This window comes from Clostridium sp. AM27-28 (assembly GCF_003480955.1).
GTDB lineage: Bacteria > Bacillota > Clostridia > Lachnospirales > Lachnospiraceae > Otoolea > Otoolea fessa.
Genome location: NZ_QUJT01000002.1, coordinates 301745 through 325032, shown reverse-complemented (window position 1 = coordinate 325032; position 23288 = coordinate 301745). Strand labels below are relative to the sequence as shown.

The 23288-nt window shown below is 50.4% G+C and carries 22 protein-coding genes; 3 read left to right on the top strand and 19 right to left on the bottom strand.

Features of this window, described 5'->3' with window-relative positions:
- Window positions 1-43: 43 nt before the first annotated feature.
- Window positions 44-1066: a PTS sugar transporter subunit IIC gene (locus DW720_RS04245; protein WP_022359346.1), complete on the top strand. Its 1023-nt coding sequence runs from the start codon at window positions 44-46 to the stop codon at window positions 1064-1066.
- A 105-nt stretch (window positions 1067-1171) separates the two neighbouring features.
- On the opposite strand, the gene DW720_RS04240 is transcribed toward DW720_RS04245, so the two are convergent.
- From DW720_RS04240 to DW720_RS04230, 3 genes are all read right to left on the bottom strand, one after another.
- A complete protein-coding gene (locus DW720_RS04240) occupies window positions 1172-2026 on the bottom strand; it encodes a RelA/SpoT domain-containing protein (protein WP_347560700.1) in 855 nt (284 codons plus the stop codon).
- A 10-nt stretch (window positions 2027-2036) separates the two neighbouring features.
- Entirely contained in the window at window positions 2037-3542 is a 1506-nt protein-coding gene (galT, locus tag DW720_RS04235) for a UDP-glucose--hexose-1-phosphate uridylyltransferase (RefSeq protein WP_118749284.1), read from the bottom strand.
- 313 nt (window positions 3543-3855) lie between these two features.
- Window positions 3856-4389: a Gx transporter family protein gene (locus tag DW720_RS04230; protein ID WP_118491593.1), complete on the bottom strand. Its 534-nt coding sequence runs from the start codon at window positions 4387-4389 to the stop codon at window positions 3856-3858.
- A gap of 287 nt (window positions 4390-4676) precedes the next feature.
- On the opposite strand from DW720_RS04230, the gene DW720_RS04225 reads away from it, so the two are divergent.
- Window positions 4677-5702, top strand: a complete 1026-nt coding sequence (locus DW720_RS04225) for an FAD:protein FMN transferase (protein WP_118749283.1) — start codon at window positions 4677-4679, stop codon at window positions 5700-5702.
- Window positions 5683-6027: a NusG domain II-containing protein gene (locus DW720_RS04220; RefSeq protein ID WP_181357182.1), complete on the top strand. Its 345-nt coding sequence runs from the start codon at window positions 5683-5685 to the stop codon at window positions 6025-6027. The genes DW720_RS04225 and DW720_RS04220 overlap by 20 nt, the downstream gene beginning before the upstream one ends.
- 69 nt (window positions 6028-6096) lie before the next feature.
- Here DW720_RS04220 and DW720_RS04215 read toward each other — a convergent pair whose 3' ends face one another.
- From DW720_RS04215 to DW720_RS04140, 16 genes are all read right to left on the bottom strand, one after another.
- Window positions 6097-7092: an aldo/keto reductase gene (locus tag DW720_RS04215; protein WP_107000500.1), complete on the bottom strand. Its 996-nt coding sequence runs from the start codon at window positions 7090-7092 to the stop codon at window positions 6097-6099.
- Between the two features lie 15 nt (window positions 7093-7107).
- Window positions 7108-7968 (bottom strand): SseB family protein, encoded by an 861-nt coding sequence (locus DW720_RS04210; protein ID WP_022359338.1) that lies wholly within the window; start codon window positions 7966-7968, stop codon window positions 7108-7110.
- Window positions 7969-7984: 16 nt separating this feature from the next.
- Window positions 7985-8614, bottom strand: a complete 630-nt coding sequence (locus DW720_RS04205) for a DUF3877 family protein (RefSeq protein ID WP_182427961.1) — start codon at window positions 8612-8614, stop codon at window positions 7985-7987.
- Between the two features lie 134 nt (window positions 8615-8748).
- Window positions 8749-9246 (bottom strand): metallophosphoesterase, encoded by a 498-nt coding sequence (locus DW720_RS04200; RefSeq protein ID WP_118742891.1) that lies wholly within the window; start codon window positions 9244-9246, stop codon window positions 8749-8751.
- Window positions 9243-9845 (bottom strand): RdgB/HAM1 family non-canonical purine NTP pyrophosphatase, encoded by a 603-nt coding sequence (gene rdgB / locus DW720_RS04195; RefSeq protein ID WP_107000503.1) that lies wholly within the window; start codon window positions 9843-9845, stop codon window positions 9243-9245. Before rdgB ends, DW720_RS04200 begins: the two co-directional genes overlap by 4 nt.
- 109 nt (window positions 9846-9954) lie before the next feature.
- Window positions 9955-11670 carry a lectin like domain-containing protein gene (locus DW720_RS04190; protein ID WP_118742892.1) on the bottom strand — a complete coding sequence of 572 codons (1716 nt, stop codon included), beginning with the start codon at window positions 11668-11670 and terminating at the stop codon, window positions 9955-9957.
- Window positions 11660-12826: a class I SAM-dependent RNA methyltransferase gene (locus DW720_RS04185; RefSeq protein ID WP_118742893.1), complete on the bottom strand. Its 1167-nt coding sequence runs from the start codon at window positions 12824-12826 to the stop codon at window positions 11660-11662. The genes DW720_RS04190 and DW720_RS04185 overlap by 11 nt, the downstream gene beginning before the upstream one ends.
- A 141-nt stretch (window positions 12827-12967) precedes the next feature.
- Window positions 12968-13279, bottom strand: coding sequence for a rhodanese-like domain-containing protein (locus DW720_RS04180; RefSeq protein WP_022359332.1), 312 nt, complete (start codon window positions 13277-13279; stop codon window positions 12968-12970).
- A gap of 217 nt (window positions 13280-13496) precedes the next feature.
- On the bottom strand, window positions 13497-13697 hold the full coding sequence (locus tag DW720_RS04175; protein ID WP_107000506.1) for a hypothetical protein: 201 nt from the start codon (window positions 13695-13697) through the stop codon (window positions 13497-13499).
- A gap of 264 nt (window positions 13698-13961) precedes the next feature.
- Window positions 13962-14681 carry a C40 family peptidase gene (locus DW720_RS04170; protein ID WP_118742894.1) on the bottom strand — a complete coding sequence of 240 codons (720 nt, stop codon included), beginning with the start codon at window positions 14679-14681 and terminating at the stop codon, window positions 13962-13964.
- Between the two features lie 384 nt (window positions 14682-15065).
- Complete coding sequence (locus DW720_RS04165) at window positions 15066-16823, bottom strand: HAMP domain-containing sensor histidine kinase (RefSeq protein WP_118749282.1); 1758 nt, start codon at window positions 16821-16823, stop codon at window positions 15066-15068.
- Window positions 16820-17497 carry a response regulator transcription factor gene (locus DW720_RS04160; protein WP_022359328.1) on the bottom strand — a complete coding sequence of 226 codons (678 nt, stop codon included), beginning with the start codon at window positions 17495-17497 and terminating at the stop codon, window positions 16820-16822. The genes DW720_RS04165 and DW720_RS04160 overlap by 4 nt, the downstream gene beginning before the upstream one ends.
- 358 nt (window positions 17498-17855) lie before the next feature.
- Window positions 17856-19664 (bottom strand): aspartate--tRNA ligase, encoded by a 1809-nt coding sequence (gene aspS / locus DW720_RS04155; RefSeq protein ID WP_107000508.1) that lies wholly within the window; start codon window positions 19662-19664, stop codon window positions 17856-17858.
- Between the two features lie 53 nt (window positions 19665-19717).
- The gene (gene hisS / locus DW720_RS04150) at window positions 19718-20980 is read right to left on the bottom strand and encodes a histidine--tRNA ligase (protein WP_107000509.1); all 1263 of its coding nucleotides are present in this window, start codon (window positions 20978-20980) and stop codon (window positions 19718-19720) included.
- Between the two features lie 148 nt (window positions 20981-21128).
- Entirely contained in the window at window positions 21129-22580 is a 1452-nt protein-coding gene (hemZ, locus tag DW720_RS04145) for a coproporphyrinogen dehydrogenase HemZ (RefSeq protein WP_022359325.1), read from the bottom strand.
- The gene (locus DW720_RS04140) at window positions 22577-23221 is read right to left on the bottom strand and encodes an MBL fold metallo-hydrolase (RefSeq protein ID WP_022359324.1); all 645 of its coding nucleotides are present in this window, start codon (window positions 23219-23221) and stop codon (window positions 22577-22579) included. Before DW720_RS04140 ends, hemZ begins: the two co-directional genes overlap by 4 nt.
- Window positions 23222-23288 lie beyond the last annotated feature (67 nt).

The following is a 23288-nucleotide window of genomic DNA, read 5'->3' as shown; positions in this document are numbered from 1 at the left end:
TCATTCCGTTCACAATTATTTTACTCTGGGAGGTTCTATCAATATGGAACGTGTGAAAGCTTTTCTGAAACGGAAGCAGGTTGTCATCTCCGTTCAGACGTATCTCATCGATGCGCTGGGCGCGATGGCATTTGGTCTGTTTGCTTCTCTTCTGATCGGTACCATTTTCGGCACGCTGGGGGAAAAAACAGGCGTTGTAATTTTTACTACGATCGCAGGCTACGCCAAGAGCGCGACCGGTGCGGCGCTCGGCGTCTCGATTGCCTACGCCTTAAAGGCACCGACGCTCGTCCTTTTCTCCGCCGCTACCGTCGGCATCGCGGGCAATGAACTCGGCGGTCCGGTCGGCGCGCTCGTTGCCACCATCATCGCAGCCGAGCTTGGAAAAATCGTCTCCAAAGAGACACCAGTTGATATTCTCGTCACCCCAGGCGTCACCATCATCTCCGGTATCCTGGCCGCACAGTTTGTCGGTCCGGGCGTCTCTGCATTCATGACCGCTTTCGGAAATCTGGTGAAGACAGCGACCGTTATGCAGCCGCTTTTCATGGGTATTCTGGTTTCTGCCCTGATCGGCATCGCCCTGACGCTTCCGATCAGCAGTGCGGCAATCTGCATCATGTTAAGCCTCGACGGTCTGGCAGGCGGTGCCGCCACCGCAGGCTGCTGCGCGCAGATGGTCGGATTTGCCGTTTTAAGCTTCTGTGAAAATAAATGGGGTGGTCTTCTGGCACAGGGACTCGGAACCTCGATGCTCCAGATGGGAAATATCGTCCGGAACCCGAAAATCTGGATTCCACCGACACTCGCCTCGATGGTCACCGGTCCGCTCTCCACGATGGTCTTTCATCTGGAAAATATTCCAGCCGGTTCCGGTATGGGAACCTGCGGTCTCGTCGGACCGATCGGCATCTACACCGCCATGCAGGGAAGTGGAAATTCGATGATGTGGCCGGGCATCCTGCTCATCTGCTTCGTGCTTCCGGCTGTTTTGACCCTGTTCTTCGGCGCACTTTGCCGGAAAGCTGGATGGATCAAGGAAGGCGATTTGAAGCTGGATCTATAATTATAGCTCCATAAAACAGGCATTGAAATGCTCTTCATCCACCACTGTGTGGATAGCAAGCATTCCAATGCCTGTTTTTTGATCCAGTTATCTTTTCCCTATTCCTTATCGTTCTTCTTTCCCCAGCAGCTCCCGCATACTTGCGAGCAGCTTCGCCTCTTTGTCTTCCTTATATTCTCCGAGCAGGACCTCTTCAAACTCCTTCTCCACCTTCATCCGGCGGAAATACGAGCTCATTTCATCCGCCATGCCGGAGAGCCGGTTTAACAGGCGGGAGAAATCGCACAGCATCACGTCGTCCTTGTGGTACGGATAAACAATGTCGTGGTCAACCTCACTCCATCCCTCCTCGAACAGCGTTCTCGCCTGAATCTCGACGTAGTAACCGCGGTATTTGATGATGTAGTGAAGGGAACGGTAGATACCGCCTGACTTGATTTCGATCACATTTTCATCGTAGATCCGGCTGTCCCCGTTTCGGCGGTATACCTTCGGACGCTCTGCAATGTAGCAGTGTGTCTCATCGTTGTCAAAATCGCGCTCACGGTCTTTTACATACTGCTCCGGGGCATTTTCAAACGCCGATGTGATGTATTCATGGAAATGACGCCAATCCTCACGGTACAGGAAGAATACACGGATACCGATAAGGTCCGTCACATATTTCCAGTAATTATCAACTCCCAGCTGGGCAAATTTCTCCGGCTGCTCTTTTTTCTTGCGGATGATCTTCTCCAGAAGATGCCCCGGTGCCTTGGTACGGTAACGGTAGGAATGGATCCCCGCTTTTTCAATATCATACAGATACTTATCTACAAAATCCTTGCCAATCTCCCGCAGCTTTCCCTCGATCGTCGCATAATGATCCGCGATCGCAGTCAATTCCTCCCAGGAAACGCCCGCCGCGTCAAAGTCTTCCTGTTCGATCCGATATTTTCTTAAAAATAAATCTCTCTCCATTATCTCCTCTTTATCGGAAGCCCACTGAGCGCAGGAACCGGGCAAATGCCTCCCTGCCTTCCGGCGTACACTTATATACGCCCGCGTCTTCCAGTACCTGCTCAAAGACAAGACCTACCTCTTTTTGCAGGATTTCGTTTATATTTTCACTTGTTATATGCTCATACTTCGGCAGGAACTCATCCACCCAGTCCGCATGCTTTTCAAGCTCCGGATTGGAACGGATATCGCCTCCGGAAAGGATCGCCTCCGCCAGATCGGCAAGCTCCTGTTTCAATCTGGACGGGAGCACCGCCAGACCCATGACCTCGATCAGACCGATATTTTCTTTCTTGATGTGATGCAGCTTCGCGTGCGGATGGTAAACACCAAGCGGATACTCATCCGTCGTGATGTTATTGCGGAGCACCAGATCCAGCTCATAGAAATCGCCATTCTTTCTGGCAATCGGCGTGATCGTGTTGTGCGGTTCTCCGTCCGTCTCGGCATAAATAAAGGCATCCTCATCCGTATAGCTGCGCCATGCACACAGCACTTTTTCGCCAAGATCAATCAGGCGGTCCGGATTCTTGGAACGGGTCCGCAGAACTGACATCGGCCATTTAACGATTCCGGCTTCCACATCCTCGAAGCCTTCCATCTCAAATTTCTGTTCAATCGGCGCTTTTGCCATCGCAAACGTGTAATGTCCGCCCTGGAAATGGTCGTGACTTAAAATCGAACCGCCGACGATCGGCAGATCCGCATTGGACCCCAGGAAATAGTGCGGGAACAATTTCACAAAATCAAACAATTTGACAAACGTTGCCCGTTCGATCTTCATCGGTGTGTGCACACCGTTGAACACGATACAGTGCTCATTGTAATACACATACGGCGAATACTGGAAACCCCACTGGCTGTCATTGACCGTGATCGGGATAATGCGGTGGTTATTGCGCGCCGGATGGTTGACACGTCCGGCATAGCCTTCATTTTCCTTGCATAAGAGGCATTTCGGATAACCGCTCTGCTTTGCCAGTTTGGCTGCCGCGATTGCCTTCGGATCTTTCTCCGGCTTGGATAAATTAACCGTGATGTCCAGCTCCCCGTATTTTGTATCCGTTTTCCATTTCATATCCTTGGAAACACGGTAACGGCGGATGTAATTGGAATCCTGGCTCAATTTGTAATAATAATTGGTTGCCGCCTCCGGCGATTCCTCATACAATTTCCAGAAATGTCCAATCACCTCGCTCGGGCGCGGCATCAGGCAGTTCATCAGCTTCGTGTCGAACAGATCGCGGTACACCACGCCGTCCTCCTTCAAAACGCCCGTCTCATGTGCATAATCAAGCAGGGCATCCAACGTCTCTTCCAGTGAAATCTCCCTGCATGCGCCCTGTGGTTCTTCATATTCATCCAGTCCCAGAACCTTGAGAATCTGGTTCGTCGCGTAAATGCGATCCGACTCCTGAAGAAGCCCCGTATTGACTCCGTACTGTACTAAATTTCTGATTGCTTCATATACTGCCATACCCTATCCTCCTGACTGAAAAACAACCTTGCTGTTTCATTCTTATCCTTTTATCATTATAACTTTATCGTTACTGTTCACGCATACGTGCCCAGTAACGGAATTTGCCGTGGCTTCGCATTTAAATACGGCAAATTCCTGCTGCCACCACGTTTTCTTACGGCACTTTCGGTTCCAAAAGTGCCTACCTGTGAACAGTAACACTTTATCTGCCCATCTACCATTGCGCCACCTTATCTCATGGCATTTTCGGTTCCAAAAATGCCCGCATATGAACAGTCACTGTACATCCTCTTACTCTTGTGGCTTCCATTTACATAAATTTTGTCAAATCCAGACATTTTAAGCGGTTTACCAGGATTCCTCCGAGAAGCCCAATCAGCGCCCCCGCTGCCGTTCCGGCTGCCAGAAGCACCGGAAGATAGTAGAACAGACTCGCATTTTCCACCACCAGCGCCGCCACGATAAGCTGCCCGATGTTGTGTCCCGCACCACCCAGGATGCTGACACCGGTCACGCCGAACCAGTCCAACCGGCGGAACACCACCATCAGAAGAAGGCTGACCGCAGCACCTGCCAGACTATACAGCATCATCGACAGGTTTCCAAACGTAAATCCTACCAGCACGATACGCACCAATGCAATCGCCGCTGCCGCACCGGCTCCCAGCAGATACAGGCTCACGATCGACGCCAGATTCGCCAATCCCAGCTTGACCCCCGGAACGCCCAGGTTGAGCGGTATCAGGGTCTCGACATAGCTCAGCAGAAATGCCAGCGCTGTCATCATTCCATATAAAGCGATTTTTCCGGCTCTGGATGTGCCTGCTCGTCCTTTTTTCTGCATTTCTTCCTCCTCTGTATACCTCTATGAATATATTAGTAAAAATTTTTAGTTTTGTAAAGCGCGTAACTGTTCACAGATAGGAATTTTCTGAACTAAAAATTCCGTACGATACAGTTCTGGCGTTACTGTTCACGCATACGTGCCCAGTAACGTTCTGGCTGCCGATGCGTTTAGTTTCTGGGCCGTAATCTTGACTTTCCTATCAACCTTTGTTAGAGTAGTTGCAGACATTTTTGCAAACATAGTTTCAAACCGAATTTTCGATATTTTTAAGAATGGAGCTCTTTATGAAAAAAAAGGATTTATCCGCGCTTCTGACACTTCTTGCCGTCGTATTTTTTGGCTGCGGCGCGGCGCTTCTTTTCAGCAAATCCCGCCGGGAGCCGATCAGCCGTTCCGCGTTTCTGCTGAATACATTTGTCAACATCACACTCTATGATTCGCAGGATGAAGCGATCCTTGACCACTGTGTGGACATGTGCCAGGAGTACGAAAACCGTTTCAGCAAGACGATCGAGGGCAGCGAGCTTTACAAGTTAAACCACCGCAGCGCCGACGAGACGACTTTTACCGTCTCCGACGATATGGCGGCGATGATTTCTGAAGGACTGCATTACAGTGAGGTTTCCCATGGTGCCTACGACCTGACGATCGAACCGCTCAGTTCTCTCTGGAATTTTACCAGCGACGAGCACGTGATCCCAGCGGAGGATGACATAACAGCGGCGGCAGAACGCGTCAACTGGAAAAATGTGAAACTTGACGGAAATACTTTAACCTTCCTCTCCCCGGACACGACGATTGACCTCGGCTCCATCGCCAAGGGCTACATTGCCGACCGCATGAAAGACTATCTGACCGAATCCGGCGTCGAAGGCGCCATCATCAACCTGGGCGGCAACGTACTCTGTGTCGGTGAGCGCACAAACCACCAGCCGTTCCGCATCGGGCTGCAGAAACCGTTTGCCGACTATGCAACGGTTTTTGCCGATCTGAATATTGATGACATGTCCGTTGTCTCCTCCGGCGTCTATGAGCGCCATTTTGAGAAAAACGGTGTCAATTACCATCACCTGTTAAACCCGAAAACAGGCTATCCGTACCAGAACGGACTGGTTTCCGTGACGATCGTCTCCCCGCGTTCGGTGGATGGCGATGTACTCAGCACGACCTGTTTCTCGATGGGACTGGATAAGGGCCTGGAACTCATCAATTCAATGGATGGCATTTATGCTTATTTTATCACGGATGATTATAAACTGATTTACTCGGATGGAGCGGAGGCATTTATTGATGAAATCAAAGAAAAATAGAAATGATTTTGTTTTGATTCTGGTTCTTCTTGCCGTCATACTCATCGGTTTTCTGGTTGTGCGCTTGCAGCGCCAGAAGGATGCTTTTACCGTTGATGTCAGTGTCAATGGAACAACCGTCGCCACCTACCGGCTGGATGAGGAGATAGACACCTGGATCGACGGGTATCAGGGGGGACAAAATCATCTGGTGATTCAAGATGGATGTGCCCGGATCGAAGAGGCAGACTGCCCGGACAAGCTCTGTGTGAAGCAGGGAACCGTTTCAGAGAGTGGGGAATCGCTGGTTTGCCTGCCGAATAGGGTGGTTGTGGCGGTTAAATAGATATGGTTTGCCAACACGGACGGAAACGCCCAGCGGGTACGCATAATTGCGCCGCTGGGCGTTTTCTGTTTATTTTATTCCACAAATTTGATCGATTTTAAGCAGCTCTTCCTCGCTCAACGGTGCCCCATCCAACATTTTCAGATTATCTAATATCTGCTCCGGTTTGGACGCACCGATGAGAACGCTGGTTACCACAGGATCCTTCATGACCCATTTGAGCGCCATCTGGGAGAGTTTTTCGCCTCTCTGTCCGGCCATCTCGTTGAGGGCGCGGATCTGGCTGATTTTTTCTTCGGTGAGCTGGTCTTTTTTGAGAAATCTGCCGTCGGTCATGACGCGGCTGTCGGCTGGGATGCCGTACAGATAACGGTCGGTTAAGGTTCCCTGTGCAAGCGGGCTGAATGCAATCAGACCTTTCTTTTCTTTGACAGCAGCTTCTTTTAAGCCGTTGTTTTCGATCGTGCGGTCAAAGATGCTGTAGCGGTTCTGATTGATGACGAACGGGCATTTCAGATCACGCAGGATCGCAGCGGCTTCCTGCATTTTTTGTCCATTGTAGTTGGAAAGTCCTGCATAGAGAGCTTTTCCGCTCTTAACTGCCTGATCGAGTGCTCCCATCGTCTCCTCAAGCGGCGTCTCCGGGTCCATCCGGTGATGGTAGAAAATGTCTACATACGGAAGTCCCAGGCGTGTAAGGCTCTGATCGAGGCTTGCAAGCAGGTATTTACGGCTGCCCCAGTTTCCATAAGGGCCGTTCCACATCTCGTATCCGGCTTTCGTGCTGATGATCAGCTCGTCTCGATATGGCATGAAATTTTCCTTTACAATCCGTCCCAGATTTTCCTCAGCACTTCCCGGCTCCGGTCCATAATTGTTGGCAAGGTCAAAGTGCGTGACGCCATTGTCAAAAGCGGTAAAACACAGCTTCCGCATTGTCTCATAGACGCCAGTGCTGCCAAAATTATGCCAGAATCCCAGCGAAACTGCCGGGAGTCTGAGTCCGCTGCTGCCGCAGCGGTTGTAGGTCATTCCATCATATCTTGCGTCTGCTGCCTGATACATATACTCTTTCCTTTCCTACTCCCGTCCAGCCTCTGCCTGAACCTCGCGGATAGCTGCGTCGATCTGTGCCTCTACGGATACCGGCTTCTGGACCGGTGCTTCCGGCTGCTTCTTTACTTTCTGTACGGTCAGCGGCATATTAACGCCCAGCGGATTGAGAACGATGCCCTTTGCCTCCTCCGGGAGTACCTGAGCCAGCTTGAGCGCATCTACGACAACCGGGCGGAATTTCTTCTCACGGTTGAAACGCTGGAACTCGATCACATCCGTAAAGATCGGCTGGAAAATATCTCCGCTCTTTAATTTAACCAGCGGAATGCCATTTCCTTCCTCTGGAAGCGGCACGATATAGCGGCCCTTCGTGAAGTGCGCGCCGATCTCCTCCTGTAAATCGTTTAATTCCGGCGTAATCTCCTGATTTGGCTGACGGCGCAGATCCTGCATATAGTAAAGCATCGTCAGGTGCAGCTCCGGGTTCTCCACCCAGACTTTTCCATTCTTACTCTCCTCCGGGTCTTTGCGTCTTACAAACTCGGTCAGCTGAATCATCTTCTGCTCCTCGCCCACGTGTACCTGGATAGCATTGACACCCATCGTGTAAAGGCTGGTATAGAAAAGCAGAAGGCTCTTTCTGTCTACCTTCGCGATTCCTACCGGAATCTGCTGCTCTGCCAGCTTCTGTGCGCCTGCCTTTGCGCCCTCTTCGTCCGTAAACAGCAGGATGGCATCATCCATTGTTTCCGGATCACAGTATACATACGGCTCTTTCGTACATCCGGAAAGAATGGCATATAAGGAATCTGCCTCTCTTAACTTCTGTGCGAAGATATCCGGCTCCTGTTCATTCGTATTTGTCTGCTTTGTCTCGTTTTCCATCCGTCTAATCTCCTTTTTATTGAATCGTCATCAATGCCTCAAAATCAGCCCGTGCAAATCGGTGGTAAATCGTGTGCCCCATCTCCTCACGGATGCAGTAATCATATGCATCGATGCTGCTGTCTGTAAAATAAATGACATAATCAAAATCCATGCCGTCCGGCATCTGCCGACACTCATACGCACCGAATTTTTCAAACACAGCGGTAATCTCTTCCTTTGTGCAGGCGTGCTTTTCCCGAAACAACTGGATCAGCTCCTTTAAAAACGGCGGTTCCGGAACCTGCTCATGGACATACTCCACAAAATCCGGCGGGATCGTAAAGACGATCCGATCGGCGTGGATCCGAATCTGGGTATCTCCCATTTTCTCCTTCTTCGCCTCCAGCTCATGCCGTATCTTCTTCGCCAGCTCCCGGATATCCGTCTCCTGCATCTCCAGCATCGCATTCAGGGAAGAAAGCGGATAATAAAGGCGCATCGTCTCCCTGGCATAACCAAGTTTTAGCTGCGCCTCTTTGATCTGATCCGTCATATTTTGAATTAAAGCTTCCAGTTTCATGTCATACTCCTGCCTCGGAAACGAAACCTCCGTCCCCGGCATCTTTATTGGGTCGATTGAATCATTGATAAGTACCTTTTTCACAATCTCTCTCATTATAACAATTTACCGAAAATGCGTCAATATGCGGATATTTGCTTTTTCGGTTTCTGTACACGCATAGTTACTGGGCACGTATGCGTGTACAGTGACACACATATGTGCCCAGTAACAGACCTCTACAAATAGCAGGTCGTAAAATGCGCCTCGCCCTCGTCATCCAGATCCATGAGCATGTAGCTCGGGCGTCTGCCCTCCTGGCGCGGAAACGAAAGACTGCCCGGATTCAACACAGTCAGATCCCCGCGCAGCTCCAGATACGGCTTGTGGGTATGTCCAAACATCGCAATCTGCACGCCGCGATCCTGTGCCTCATCGATCAGGCGCTCCGTCCCAACCGATACGCTATAAAAATGACCGTGGGTTAGAAATGTGCGGTATTTTCCAATCGAAATCTCCTTCTCACGGTCCAGATGGGAGAAAAAATCATTATTTCCCAGCACCATATAGACCTCGCAGTCCGGGTTCTGCTCCTTACACCACGATGTAATCATGTCCTCACTTCCCTCGGCGTCACCCAGATGAATGAACATGTCAAACGGTGCTTCATTCTGGATGACTTCCAGCAGATTACCATCCCGACGGTGGGTGTCGCTTGTAATTAATATCTTTTTCATCTCTCGCCAAGCGCCTCCTTCAGCGCATCTTTCATCCGCTCCAGCGCCTTGCCCCGGTGGCTGATACGGTTTTTCTCCTCCATCGTGAGCTCTGCTGACGTTTTGCCGTACTCCGGCAGCCAGAGAATCGGATCATATCCAAATCCGCCGTTTCCAGCCGCTTCCTTTGCAATCTCGCCCTCCATCGCCGCTTCTGTGTGAAGCACTCTGCCATCCGGCAGCACTGCCGCGATATTGCACATAAAACGGGCGCTCCGCTCTTTTCCTTTTGCATCCTTCACGCGCTCAATCAAAATCCGGTTCTTTTCCTCATACGGTGTGTCCCCTAAATACCGCGCTGAATAAACGCCCGGCTCGCCGTTTAAATAATCTATCACCAGTCCGGAATCATCTGCCAGCACGATGCCGCCCGTCTTCTCCCAGACTGCCTTCGCCTTGATCTCTGCATTCTCGCGGAAGGTGGTTCCATTTTCCTCGATCTCGCCTTCAAATCCAGCCTCGCGCATCGTAACAATCTCACGGTTTAAATCCTTTAAAATCTCACGGATCTCTTTCAGCTTTCCCGCATTCCCCGTCGCAAATATAATTTTCTCGCTCACTTTTCCTCGCTCCTTTATCCTCAAACAGCATGGCTTTTCATATCCCGACATTCCGAATCACCGTTCTTCAAAAACAGCTTCCGCCATACCTTCACATCCGTACCAGCAATCAATTCCAGGAATCCACATTCCTCGTATACGCTTTCAAACACACATTGCAGTTTTGCTCCGTCTCCACGCGCTCCCAGGAGGAACCGCGGTAACTGATATAGCCTTCACCGTCGCTTAAATCGACCGTCAGTCCCTTATCCGGCGAACTGTACTCGATCGCCACCGGATGAATCGCTCCCGGCGTCGTGATCTCGACAATCACGGCAAACCGTTCGCCTGCCTCCAGCGTCACCGTCTTATCCAGCAAAACCGTATAATATCCGGCGTTCGCAACCTCCCCGGAAGCCACCTTTCTGCGCCGCCCGAACTGGGAGCTGCCCTCGGCGTCCGTCACGGTATATACCTGATACGATGTATTTTCCCCGGTTGCATAGAAGCCGACTGCCTCCAGCTCTTCTTTCTCCTCTGCCGTATAAATATTGGCAAAAAATGCCGATTCTTTTCCGTAACCGAGCTGCCCGACCCAGCCGCACAGATCTGTCTGGTAAATGTGGTCGTAATTATCTGCCGACTCGATTCCGGAATAGAGAATGTTGTGGATCCCAATATTTGTATCATAGTAGGACACGTAAAAATACCCATCGTCCCCAAATTCGCCGCCCCAGCTGTTGGCGCAGATAAACGCGCCATCCCCCTCCGGCGGCTGATTAAAATTGTCTCTCGAATAGTGGTCATCCCAGCCGATGATCACAACGTCATGATTTGGCTTCTCATCGCCATTATACCAGTACGCCCCTGTCTCTTTCCGGTAATAATGCGTGTCGTCGCGGTCACTGACCATCGCCGTATACAGGGAGCTCTGAACGCCTCCGTACAGATAAACCGCCCGTTTAACCGCCTCATAATCCTTCTCCGGCAACACCTGTATCTCCTGCACATGACAAGCAGGGCTTAAACCGTCAGGCGAATAGCCGTCGCCGTATGGATCCTCTTCTTCCAGCACCGGCCCCTGCCACGCCAGCAGATACGCCATCGACATCGTATACTCGCCCCCGGCATTCTGTGAAAAATGGAAGCTGTTCCGGAGGGACATATGATCCTCCGAAAAGCTGACATTCCACTCCGGCCGGACACGACTTTCCAGCGCCATCACCGATGCAAACGCCCAGCACGTTCCGAGACTCCCCTGGTTTTTAACCGCCGGTGCCCGGCCAGCCTTCCGGTAATCATAGGATTCCGGCAAAAACGTGGCTGGATCCTCTGACCCGGTCAGTTCCATTTTCCGGTTCTCTGCATCCCAATTTTCTTCATAGGAAAATACCTCCGTCACCGCCTCAAGCGGCACATACAGGATTCCATTTTCCCACTCTGGGGGTGCTGCAATCGTCTGGCTCTCCTCCCCAAGCAAAAGTTCCGGGCTTCCGACCGTCATCTCCGCATGAGTATTGCCGCGCTCCATCACAAGCCGGTTTCCATCGTAGAGAAGCGCCGCACAGGAAAGCGCGTCCGGCAGCATCCCATACGGTATCATAAACTGCCCGTCCTGCGACATTCTCAAGCTTCCAAGCTGCGGATCGACCATTGTTCCATCGACTTCCAGCGTGATCGGGCTGTCATTAATCTCCTCGGCCATCTGCTCATACCACTCCGGCTGCCACTCGGCGCTCTCCTCCGTCTTTTCCACCTGCTTCGGAATATGAATCAGACGGTTCTCGCGTACCAGAAATCCCAGCAGAAGCACCAGAAGCGCCCCATAGAAAACATTACGCTTCAACCTGATCCCCCGTTTTTCTTCTCGGCGGCTTCGGACCCATAAACTGATAATAATACGTCTTCATCATACCATTGTAGATTTTCCGGTTCTTGTCCGCTTTCCTGCCAATATAGCGCTCTGCGTCCTCATACGCGGTAATCAGGTACATCGACCAGGAATCCAGCGCCTTAAACCGTTCACCGATCGTCTTATAGAGCGCTGGAAGGTTCTTTTTCTCCTCGATACGCTCGCCGTAAGGCGGGTTTGTGATAATAAAGCCATATTTCTTCGGATGGCTCAGCTGCGCCACCGGGCGCTCCTGGAAATGAATCATGTGATCCACTCCGGCTCTCTCCGCATTTTCCCGCGCCGCCTTGATTACCTCTCCGTCAATATCGTAGCCCTGAATGTCTACCTTTACGGTATCATCCACCATCTCGGTCGCTTCATCGATCGCGTCGTACCAGCATTTCTTCGGAATCAGGTTTGTCCAGCTCTCCGACAGGAAGGAACGGTTCATGCCCGGTGCCATATTTGCCGCGATCATCGCCGCCTCGATTGGGAAAGTACCGCTTCCGCAGAACGGATCGACCAGAATCCGGTCCGCTTTCCACGGAGTCAGAAGAATCAGCGCCGCTGCCAGTGTTTCCGTGATCGGCGCCTTACTCGTCATCTGACGGTAACCGCGCTTGTGCAGCGACTCGCCGCTCGTATCGATACCGACTGTCACCTGATCCTTATAGAAAAAGACGCGCAGCGGATATTCATTGCCCGTCTCCGGCATCCGGTCCAGATCGTAATATTCCTGCATATGACGGGCAATCGCCTTTTTCATAATTCTCTGGATATCTGACGGGCTGAACAGCTTACTCGAAATAGACGACGCCTTTTTAACCCAGCATTTACCGTCCTTCGGAAGATATTTCTCCCACGGAATCGCACGGGTCGCCTCAAACAGCTCGTCAAAGGTCACTGCCTTGAAGCTTCCCACTTTTAAAAGGACGCGCTCCGCCGTCCGCAGAAAAATATTCGCACGGCAGATCGCCTCCGCATCGCCGATAAAGGTTACGCGACCATTTTCCACCTCGGTAACCTCATAGCCCAGATCCACTACCTCTTTTTTTAACACTGCTTCCAGTCCAAAATGGCAGGAAGCAATCAGTTCATATCGTTTCAATCTTTTTTCCTCTTATCTCTCTGTGGATTCATTGCCAAATCATTTCATGCAAAGAATCCTTTTATTTTCATTACAGTCTTCACCATTTTTATTCTAGTTGACTGGTCTGCATCTGTCAATGAAAAGCCGCGGCAAAAGTGTCTATCTCAGGCTGCACTGATACTTCCCCTGATAAAAGCGGTAACCGCCGCCCAGATTATAAACCTCATATCCCATCCGGTCATACCAGCCGCACACCAGAAGGCTTTCACTCCCCCGCGCACAGTAAAACAGAAGCGGACGTTCACCTGTAAGTGTCTGCCGGTTATCCTGAAGCCATAAAAATGGAATATTTTCCGCCTCGCAGAGGTGAGATACATTATATTCTTCCGGCGTCCGAAGGTCAATCAGCCGTCCCGTGTACCCTTGCTCCAGCCACGCGTCCAGATACCGCACCGGTATGGTCTGATACATCCGTCATCCCTCCTCATTTTATACAAAAACGGTTTCTGACAGAACCCGATTTCTTTTTTAACTCTATGTAATATTAATATATGCTTTGTCCGTCGGACAGGTGTCGGAGGAGATGCGGCAGCCTCTTCCATTGGCTAGAAAACGAACAAATGCCGGGAAACGGTGGATATTCCGCATTCCCGGCATTCACTATTTTTTCTCTTATCTGCCTGTCTCATCAGTCACAATCGCTGTAATCATCCTCTGTCTTGTCCTGATACTGGTTTTTAGAGCTATTCCTGGAACGGTTCTGGCTCTGGTTCTGCATGCGGTTCTGGCTCTGGTTGGAACCATAATTAGAGCTGTTCTTGGATGCATTTTTGGTGCTGTTTTTCTCAGCACTGTTATCATAGTTGCTGTAACTGTTTTTGCTTGACATAAGTCATTCCTCCTAAATTCCTGCCCTGTCAGGTTTTCTACGTGTCGGTTCCGGCTTCCTGTGAACAGCCGCTTAACCGTCACTTTCTTGTTACAGGTCTTAGTATGGAATTTTACTGCGAAAGTATGCAGGGTAATTCTTACTTTTTATGCCAGTAATATTTTTTTGTTTCATCGGACGCAATTTCCTATGAAATCAAAAAACATCTGCATCCAACCCTTTTTTCATGAAAAGGTTCAATGCAGATGTTTCGTAAATTCATTCTTAACCCAGCACGTTCACAATCTTAACCGGTGTGCGGTAGTTCCATGGGGAAGTCTTGATGCCGGTCCTTTCAGTTGAAGCATGTACCACTTTGCCGTCGCCGATATACATCGCTACATGGTTGATACCTCTTCCGCTTCCGTAGAAAATCAGGTCGCCCGGCTGCATCTGGTCAGCGCTGATTGCTGTACCCTGCCTGGACTGGGAAGTTGAAGAACGGTTCAGGCTCACACCGGCACCGTGCTGCATCACATATTTCGTAAAACCAGAACAGTCAACCCCTGTGTGCGGGTCGCTGCCGCCAAATTTATAACGTCCACCTACAAACTGCAGTGCATAATTGACTAACTGCTCTCTGGTCGAGAGATTGCTCTGCTCTGCGACAAATGCATCTGCGACTGCAGCTGCTTCCTCTGCCTTGCTGAGCATAACGCTACTCTGAACCTTCAAATAGCCTTCCATCTCACCGGCTGCTACCTTGATCCAGCTGTCGTCTGCCTTTCCAACTACGTCATAGGACTCGCCCTTTTCAGCCATCGCTACTACTTCTGAGTTTTCATCCTCATCCGCATAGATCGAAAGGTCTGCTGCCACGGTTGCCACCATGTCGCTCTCATAACCTGTAGACGGCCCCGCAAAAGCTGCCTGCGCGCTGCCAATGGTCAGCATTGAGCACACGCATACCATACTGAAAAGTTTCTTTGTTCTATTTAAATTCATGCTTCAAAACTCCTTAATTAGATTTTGTGATTCCCGCAGATATTGCTGAAACAAAAGAATCGAGTCCCAATCGCTGTGGTGTTATCTATCGTTCGAAATGTTACATAATTATTAAATCTTGTTACATTGTTATTATATTTTCTTTTCTTTTCGTTGTCAAGGAAATGACGGATCTTTTATATTTATTTAAGATTTTAATTTCCGACAAAAAAGCGCAAAAATACAGGGAATTTCAACCATATTGGGACAAAATATTTTTGCCCCAGGCTGCCGAAATGCCCTGTATTTTCAAGTGTTTTTTATATCATCTCATATATAATGCAAATCACGATTCTGAAACATATTTCATAATTCTAAGATTCTGTCTCTGGCAAAATTTTATTTTCATTTTTCACCAGCCGTGTCCAGCGTAAACCAGAACTCCACACCGTTCTCATGGTTCTTCACACCGCACGCCTTATGGTGCATCTCCATGATCGCCTTGACGATCGAAAGCCCGATGCCGCTGCCGCCATATTCCCGCGTTCTCGCTTTATCTACCTTGTAAAACTTCGTCCAGAGGTTCGGAAGCGCTTCGTCCGGGATCGGATTTCCCGTGTTAAACACTTCCACGCAGACCTCTTTTCCATCGCGCCGGTGGTCAATCCGGATCTGAATCTTCTTCTCCCCGCCGCCCACATGATGAATCGCGTTCGTCAGATAATTGGTGATGACTTCCTCTATTTTAAATTCATCGCCCATGACGTAGACCGGTTCCTTCCCGTCAAAATCCACAGTCAGCTCATTCTGCTTAAGCAGCACACCGGAAGAAGAAATCACACTGGCAATCAGCTCCGTCAGGTCAAACCGCTCCACAGACAGCCGTTCTCCGCCAAATTCCAGCGCCGTCAAGGTCAGAAGCTGGCGCACCATCCGATTCATTTTCCCAGCCTCGTCCATGATAACGCCGCAGTAATAATCGCGGTTCTCCTTGTCCTCCGCCATGCCCTCGACGAGTCCTTCCGCATAGCCCTGAATCAGCGCGATCGGCGTCTTTAACTCATGCGACACATTCGCGATGAACTCCTTACGCATCTCATCGATCTGCACTTTCTCGTCAATATCCTTTTTAAGCTGTGCATTCGCCTCTTTCAGTTCCCCGATCGTTGTCTTGAGGCGCTCCGAAAGCACATTCATGCTGTTTCCAAGCGTATCAATTTCCTCCGTCGAGCGGCAGCTTGTCTCATAACGGGCATCAAAATCCAGGTTCGACATCTTTTCCGACAGCTCCGACAGCCGTTTGATCGGCATCGTAATGTGCCGGGTAATAAAATAAATCAGAATACTTCCCGCCAGAATTACCACGATTCCAACAAACATCAGAAACCGGTTTGAGATAGCCGCGCTCTCATGGATGCTCTCCATCGGCATCGTCATGATGAAAATGGTCGCATTATCCGAGAAAAACCCCCAGCTTTCCAGATAAAACTTCTTGCTGAGCGGGTCAAACGTCTTCTGAATCATGTAGTTGTCATATTCCCGCAATACATCCCGCTTCGCCCCCGCATGACCGACGATATAGCGCCGCACCCGCTCACGCATGACTTCCACATCCCGCGCCGAGGAGACGAGTGTCTGGTCACTCTCGCTGTCATATAAAAGCAGGGAAATATTCGACCGGTCACGCAGCTCGCGGATCACATTTGCCAGCCGGACACCGCCGCTCGAAGCTTCCTCCCCATCCAGTGCATCCGCCGATGCATCCTCCGAGTCATCCTCCAGCACCACCGTGTCACCTTCCGCATATTCACCCAGCGCATCCTGTGTCTCAGCGCCAGCCCTATCACCAGTTCCATTTTTACCAAACTGAGCCGAACCGCCATCCGCACTGTCCACATCAGAACTTCCATCTTTCGATTTCTGGTACTCTTTCCAGCCCGAATTCAGCTCCGCCTGTGCGTCCTCCAGCGAACTCTCGCCATTCCGGACCTCATTCTGGATAATCGCGTCAATCGCCCGATATCCCTTTTCCAGCGTATGAATCTTATAATTCTGGTAATATCCGGACAGAAACCAGTTATTGATACACCAGATAAGCGCGATTGCAACCGTCATCAACCCGGCAAATATGATTGTAAATTTCCATCGGACCGAACGTTTCATTCGCTTACCTCAAATTTGTAGCCCATGCCCCAGATCGTCTTGATGTACTCGCCTTTCTCGCCCAGCTTACTCCGAAGCTTCTTCACATGCGTATCGATCGTCCGCGCATCGCCGAAATAATCATAATTCCATACATTATTCAGAATTTTTTCTCTCGAAAGCGCAATTCCCTGATTCTCTGCAAAATACGTCATCAGCTCAAATTCCTTGTAGCTTAAATCCACCGGTTTTCCATCCACGCTGACCTGATGTGCCGTCTTATCAATGTGGATGCCGCCCACATCGATCACATCCTGGCTGCCGCCGTTACTGCGGCGCAGGATCGCCTCCACACGTGCGACCAGGATCTTCGGACTGAACGGTTTGGAAATATACTCATCCACGCCCAGATTAAAGCCCTGCAGCTCGTCGCTCTCCTCGCCTCTCGCCGTCAGCATGATGATCGGCACCTGCGAATACTTGCGGATCGTCTTCACAACCTCCCAGCCGTCCATCTTCGGCATCATCACATCCAGAAGAATCAGCGCAATGTCCTTCTGCTGGAAAAACAGATCCACCGCCTCCTCGCCGTCCCCGGCTTCCAGCACCTGATACCCTTTAATCGAAAGGAAGTCCTTCACCAGCTTCCGCATCCTCGCCTCATCGTCCACGACCAGTATTTTAATCTTATCCATAAAATCTTCACCTCATTTATTTTACTCTGCCGTGTATGACAGAACCTTTTTCCACGCTGTCATATCCTGATTACATTCTCAATCTGTCTGTATTTTAGCAGATTCGGGTGGGAGATTCCATAGGTTCACAAAAGATTCATAGTTTCTGCCACATATAGAAAAGAGAGTCCTTTTCCATCCTCCTGAGTTCCCCAATGCAAGCAATTTATATATTCAGTTGCCAAGGACAAATGGAACTTTTTCATCTCACACGCAAAACAGGACTGTCCGACAAAATCCAGTATTTCTCTGCATTTCTCATCCAGCCCTGTTTGCTTTCTATTTCACAGTCTTCCCAGGCTGTTCCATATCTTATATTTTATTCTTCGGTCTTCTCCGCTTCATCGCTCTCGACCACACCAATGGAAAGATCTTCAAGCTGTTTCGGATCAACCTGAGACGGTGCTTCCATCATCAGGCAGGAAGCATCTTTTACCTTCGGGAATGCGATGACGTCGCGGATGCTGTCTGCGCCGACCATCAGCATAACCATACGGTCCATACCGTAAGCCAGACCAGCGTGCGGCGGTACTCCGTATTTGAATGCGTCTAACAGGAAGCCGAACTGCTCCTGTGCTTTCTCCTTCGTGAATCCAAGAACCTCAAACATCTTCTCCTGGATGTCTGCCTGATGGATACGGACAGAACCGCCGCCCATCTCGGTACCGTTCAGGACGATATCGTATGCTTTTGCACGTACCTTGCCCGGATCAGTATCGATCAGCGGAAGATCCTCTTCCATCGGCATGGTAAATGGATGGTGCATAGCTACGTAGCGATCCTCTTCCTCTGAATATTCAAGCAGCGGGAACTCGGTTACCCACAGGAACTTGAAATCATCCTTCTTTAAGAGGTCAAGCTGTCTAGCGATCTCCAGACGTAAGTTTCCAAGTACATCAAATACAACTTTATCCTTGTCAGCTGCGAACAGAAGCAGATCGCCCGGCTTACCGCCCATAGCAGCCACCAGTGCATCCAGCTCTTCCGGCTTCATGAACTTGGAGAAGGAGCACTTGTAGGTACCGTCCTCATGGATTGCCAGATATGCAAGACCTTTTGCACCAAAGCCTTTTGCGTACTCAACCAGCGCATCGATCTTCTTTCTCGGCATAGCGCCCTGTCCTTCTGCGTTGATACCGCGGACAGAGCCGCCATTTTCCAGTGCACTCTTAAATACAACGAACTCGCAGTCTTTTACTACATCCGATACGTTTTTCAACTCCATGCCGAAACGCAGATCCGGCTTATCGGAACCGAAACGATCCATTGCCTCGCGCCAGGTCATACGCTGGATCGGAAGCTGCAGATCGTAATTGCAGATCTCCTTGAAGAGCTTCTTTAACAGACGCTCATTGACATCCAGAACGTCCTCAACGTCAACGAAGGAAAGCTCCATATCGATCTGGGTAAACTCAGGCTGACGATCGGCTCTTAAGTCCTCGTCACGATAGCAGCGTGCCAGCTGGAAGTAGCGGTCATATCCAGAACACATCAGAAGCTGTTTTAACAGCTGCGGAGACTGCGGCAGTGCATAGAAGCTGCCCGGATGTACACGGCTCGGTACCAGGTAGTCTCTCGCGCCCTCCGGAGTACTTTTAATCAGAGTCGGAGTCTCAATCTCAAGGAAGCCTTCCTCTGCTAAGAATGCACGGGTCAGGATAGCCACGCGGCTTCTTGTCATCAGGTTTCTCTGGATATCCGGACGTCTCAGATCCAGGTAACGGTATTTCAGGCGAAGATCCTCTTTGGTTTTGGAGTTCTCCTCGATCGGGAACGGCGGTGTCTCAGACTCTGCCAAAATGCGGAGGTAATCCGCGCGGATCTCAATCGCACCTGTCTTTAAGTTTTCATTTACTGCACCGGAACGTGCCTCTACGCGTCCGGTTACAGCGATAACGAACTCGCTTCTCAGCTTTTCTGCCTTTGCAAAGCTCTCAGCGCCGCAGTCAGCTTCCTCGAAGATCAGCTGCAGGATACCGGAACGATCCCGCAGATCCACGAAAATAATGCCGCCTTTATTTCTGCTCTTCTGAACCCAGCCCATAACGGTTACTTTCTCACCGATATTGGCAGTTCCCAGCTCGGTACAGCGATGGGAACGTTTCAGTCCTGCCATAGATTCTGCCATGATAGTATTTCCTCCGTTTATTATAGTTTTATCTGAAAAATTCAAAAACTGAATCACTTCAAACTGTCTTTGTAAAATTCCACGATCTCCTCGTAGCCGTCCTTCGCCAGCTGCTCCTTCTGGAATTTCTTGTTCTTGTTCATCTGTGCGACTGCCACGCGGGTGCCGTTAGCGCGCTCTTCCTGTGCTTTCTTTAAGACGGCACGGAACTGCTCGCCGCTTAAACCTTTCTCATACAGGAATGCTTTCTTGCCGGCTGCCTCCGGTACTTTGAAACCGGAATCCATCAGGATCGTGATGATACGCTCAAAACCGATGGAAAATCCGCACGCCGGTGTATCGACGCCGGTAAATTTGCCGATCAGCTTGTCGTAACGTCCGCCGCCTGCAACGGAGCCGCCGAAGCCTTCCATGGAAACCTCAAAAATCGTTCCGGTATAGTAGCCCATGCCGCGCACCAGCGTCGGGTCAAATTCAAGACCGAATTCGATGTCTGCAACCGCTTTAACAGTCTCCATGATCGTTGCCAGATTCTCTGCCTTTGCCGGATCCATCACGCCGGAGAGCTTCTCGCCCAGCGCGCGGACGCCTGCCGCATCGTTCTGAATCTCTGCCAGAAGTCCGGTGTATTTCTCAACCGCCTCTGGCGCATAACCTTCTGCAAGCAGCTCTTCGCGGACACCGTCCAGACCGATCTTATCCATCTTATCGAGAATGATAAATACCTTATCGGTCTCATTTTCCGGAAATCCGCTGTAATCTGCCATGCCCTTTAAGATCGCACGGTCATTGACGCGGACAGTGTATGCCTTGTCCGGGCAGATGCGCTTCAGCGCCTTGGTAAGCGCCAGAATCTCCTCGATCTCAGCCAGGTTTGTCGCATCACCTAAAATATCGATATCACACTGTACAAACTGACGGAAACGCCCCTTCTGCGGACGATCGGCACGCCATACGCTTCCGACCTGCAGCGCCTTGAACGGCGCTGATAAATTAGCAGAATTGTTTGCATAATAACGGCTGAGCGGCAGAGTTAAGTCATAGCGGAGACCACCGTCTACGACATCTGCCTCTGTCTGTGCTGCCTCGACGTTCAGCTTCTCGCCTCTCTTTAAAATCTTGAAGATCAGCTTCTCATTGTCGCCGCCCTGCTTGCTGGTCAGGTTCTCAATGTGCTCCACGCACGGAGTCTCGATCGCTGAGAAGCCGTATCCGCGGTAGGTATCTTTGATGATATTCAGCACATAATCCCGGATCTCCATCTCGCCCGGAAGAATGTCCTTCATGCCTGTAACTGGTTTTTTCTTTAAAGCCATGTGTCAAACTCCTTCTATGTCTTTCTGCGACCATATTTCCCGCGCAAAGAAAACTTCACTTTTCCATGCTGGAAACTGGATTTTTATGTTTCTCTGTTACAAAGTGTTTTTCTGCATCTGACACCCTGTATCTGTGAATTTTTCGTTTTTACTCTCTTCGTCCAAGCAGCTTCTCTTTCCGCCCGATCATCTCATCGATCCGGTCGATATACTGCTCAACTTCCTTGACGTTCTCCGCCCTCTCAATCCGGTTTTCTGCCGGGAAATAAACCTTGGTAGTCGTTCCCGCACCGCAGGCGGCGATCGTCTGTTTTTCTTCCATAATCAATATATTATAGAGACATTCCTTGCCCGGAACCGCATAACCGACATTTTCAAAATTGCCCGCCATATTTTTCTGGCGGTAGAGATAGTACGGTTTCAGTCCCATCTCCTCGGCATACTGCGCGGTCAGGTCAATCATCTCCTGTGTATTGACAATCTTCAGATTTCCGTAGCGCTCCTTATAGATATTCAGGCGCGCCGCGCGCTTGATCGCCAGCGAATGCACCGTCACGCTGTCCGGTCTGAGTGCCTTGATCTCCTCCATTGTCTGGCGGACATCGTCGATCGTCTCCTCCGGCAGACCCACGATCAGGTCCATATTGATATTGTCAAATCCCAACTCCCGCGCCAGCAGGAATTTTTCCTTCACATCCTCCACCGTATGACGGCGTCCGATGAGGTCAAGCGTCGCCTGCTTCATCGTCTGCGGATTGATGGAAATACGGGAAATGCCGTGATTCCGGAGCACCTGCAGCTTTTCGCGCGTGATGCTGTCCGGACGTCCCGACTCAACGGTAAATTCAACTGCCTGTTCCACCGGGAATAATTCTTCCACCTTTGTCAGGATCTCATCCAGATCCTGCGGATTTAACGAGGTCGGTGTGCCGCCTCCAAAATAGATGGTCGAAAGCGGGCGATCCTTCATCTGCTCCGCCACATATTCCATTTCCTTAAAAAGCGCCTCTTTGTAGAGGTCCATCCGTTTTTCCCATTTCACAATCGGAAACGACGTAAACGAACAGTACAGGCAGGTCGTCGGACAGAACGGGATTCCCACATACAGGCTGTACCCATTCTCATAATCGATCGTGGACAGCAGGCGTCTCTCGCGCTCCGCCACGTCGATGCTCAGATCGATCTTTTCCTTGCTGGTGAAATACGTCTCGCGCATATAGGTCTCGATCTGCTCGTCCGTCCAGCCATCATACAGCTTCGTGAGCGCAATCTTCGTCGGACGGATGCCGGTAAGCGTCCCCCACGGAAGCTCTCTGCCGGTCTGGGCACTCAAAAGACGGTATAACGTCTGTTTGATCTCATTTTTCGTCTCAAAACGGTTGGAAAAATCCGGATAAATCAAAGCAAAGTGAACAGCTTCTTTCTTCACCGGCGTCACATCCAGTGAAAACGAGTTTCCGTCCCGGACTCCCCGTACAATCAGCTCCGCCTCCCCGGCTTCCTCTTCCTTGTGCGTAAATGTCTCGCCCGGATAAAATGCCATCAGGAGCTCACGGATATCCTGTTCAAAGGACGCGTCATTTAACAAAATCGCTATCATGCTTCGCGCCCCCTGTATCCCGCCAGCGGATTGTACTGTTTTTCGTCGGCGATCGTCGTATATCCCATATGTCCCGGATATACATTCGTATCATCCGGCAGGTTCAGAAGGATATCTGCCACCGAATGAATCATCTGACGTCCGCTTCCAGTCGGGAAATCGATGCGTCCGTAAGAACCTTCAAATAAGGTATCTCCCGAAAACAGCACCTTCTCTGATTTTACATAATAACAACAGGAACCTTCCGTATGTCCCGGTGTATGAAGCATCTGGAACGTGTAGCCCGCTGCCTCGAACGTCTCTCCATCCTTCAAAAGCATATCCGCTTTCAGATGCAGACCGCCGCCCTGAAACTGGACGGACAGGTTCTTATCCGGATCCGCCAAGACCGCCTGCTCCTGCTCACAGGCATAGACCGGCACGCCCAGATCCCGTCTCAGCTCTTCCATCGCCGTCACATGGTCAAAATGTCCATGAGTCAGCAGAATCGCCTTTGCCTTCGCTCCGGTCTGCGCCAGTGCATCCTCGATCCGCGCCGCCTCATCGCCCGGATCGACAATCACAGCTTCTTTCGTCTCCGGATGCACCGCAATATAACAGTTCGTCTGGACCATTCCCACGATCAGCCGTTTTATCTCCATCTTTTCCTCCTAATAATATGTGAAACTTTCACAGGGTGTAAGTACCTGTGAAATATAGAGAGAACCG

Bases quoted from the DNA above. Each gene is read 5' to 3' on its own strand.
- DW720_RS04180 (WP_022359332.1), bottom strand. From the start codon at position 13,279: ATGTATCAGACCATACCGGTGCGGTATCTGGACGCGTGGCTGGAGCAA.
- DW720_RS04210 (WP_022359338.1), bottom strand. From the start codon at position 7,968: ATGGAAAACGAGACAAAGCAGACAAATACGAATGAACAGGAGCCGGAT.
- DW720_RS04220 (WP_181357182.1), top strand. From the start codon at position 5,683: ATGAAATCAAAGAAAAATAGAAATGATTTTGTTTTGATTCTGGTTCTT.
- galT (WP_118749284.1), bottom strand. From the start codon at position 3,542: ATGGCAGTATATGAAGCAATCAGAAATTTAGTACAGTACGGAGTCAAT.
- DW720_RS04225 (WP_118749283.1), top strand. From the start codon at position 4,677: ATGAAAAAAAAGGATTTATCCGCGCTTCTGACACTTCTTGCCGTCGTA.
- DW720_RS04240 (WP_347560700.1), bottom strand. From the start codon at position 2,026: ATGGAGAGAGATTTATTTTTAAGAAAATATCGGATCGAACAGGAAGAC.
- hemZ (WP_022359325.1), bottom strand. From the start codon at position 22,580: ATGATAGCGATTTTGTTAAATGACGCGTCCTTTGAACAGGATATCCGT.
- DW720_RS04170 (WP_118742894.1), bottom strand. From the start codon at position 14,681: ATGAATTTAAATAGAACAAAGAAACTTTTCAGTATGGTATGCGTGTGC.
- DW720_RS04245 (WP_022359346.1), top strand. From the start codon at position 44: ATGGAACGTGTGAAAGCTTTTCTGAAACGGAAGCAGGTTGTCATCTCC.
- hisS (WP_107000509.1), bottom strand. From the start codon at position 20,980: ATGGCTTTAAAGAAAAAACCAGTTACAGGCATGAAGGACATTCTTCCG.
- DW720_RS04165 (WP_118749282.1), bottom strand. From the start codon at position 16,823: ATGAAACGTTCGGTCCGATGGAAATTTACAATCATATTTGCCGGGTTG.
- DW720_RS04140 (WP_022359324.1), bottom strand. From the start codon at position 23,221: ATGGAGATAAAACGGCTGATCGTGGGAATGGTCCAGACGAACTGTTAT.
- DW720_RS04160 (WP_022359328.1), bottom strand. From the start codon at position 17,497: ATGGATAAGATTAAAATACTGGTCGTGGACGATGAGGCGAGGATGCGG.
- aspS (WP_107000508.1), bottom strand. From the start codon at position 19,664: ATGGCAGAATCTATGGCAGGACTGAAACGTTCCCATCGCTGTACCGAG.
- DW720_RS04215 (WP_107000500.1), bottom strand. From the start codon at position 7,092: ATGTATCAGGCAGCAGACGCAAGATATGATGGAATGACCTACAACCGC.
- DW720_RS04175 (WP_107000506.1), bottom strand. From the start codon at position 13,697: ATGTCAAGCAAAAACAGTTACAGCAACTATGATAACAGTGCTGAGAAA.
- DW720_RS04230 (WP_118491593.1), bottom strand. From the start codon at position 4,389: ATGCAGAAAAAAGGACGAGCAGGCACATCCAGAGCCGGAAAAATCGCT.
- DW720_RS04200 (WP_118742891.1), bottom strand. From the start codon at position 9,246: ATGAAAAAGATATTAATTACAAGCGACACCCACCGTCGGGATGGTAAT.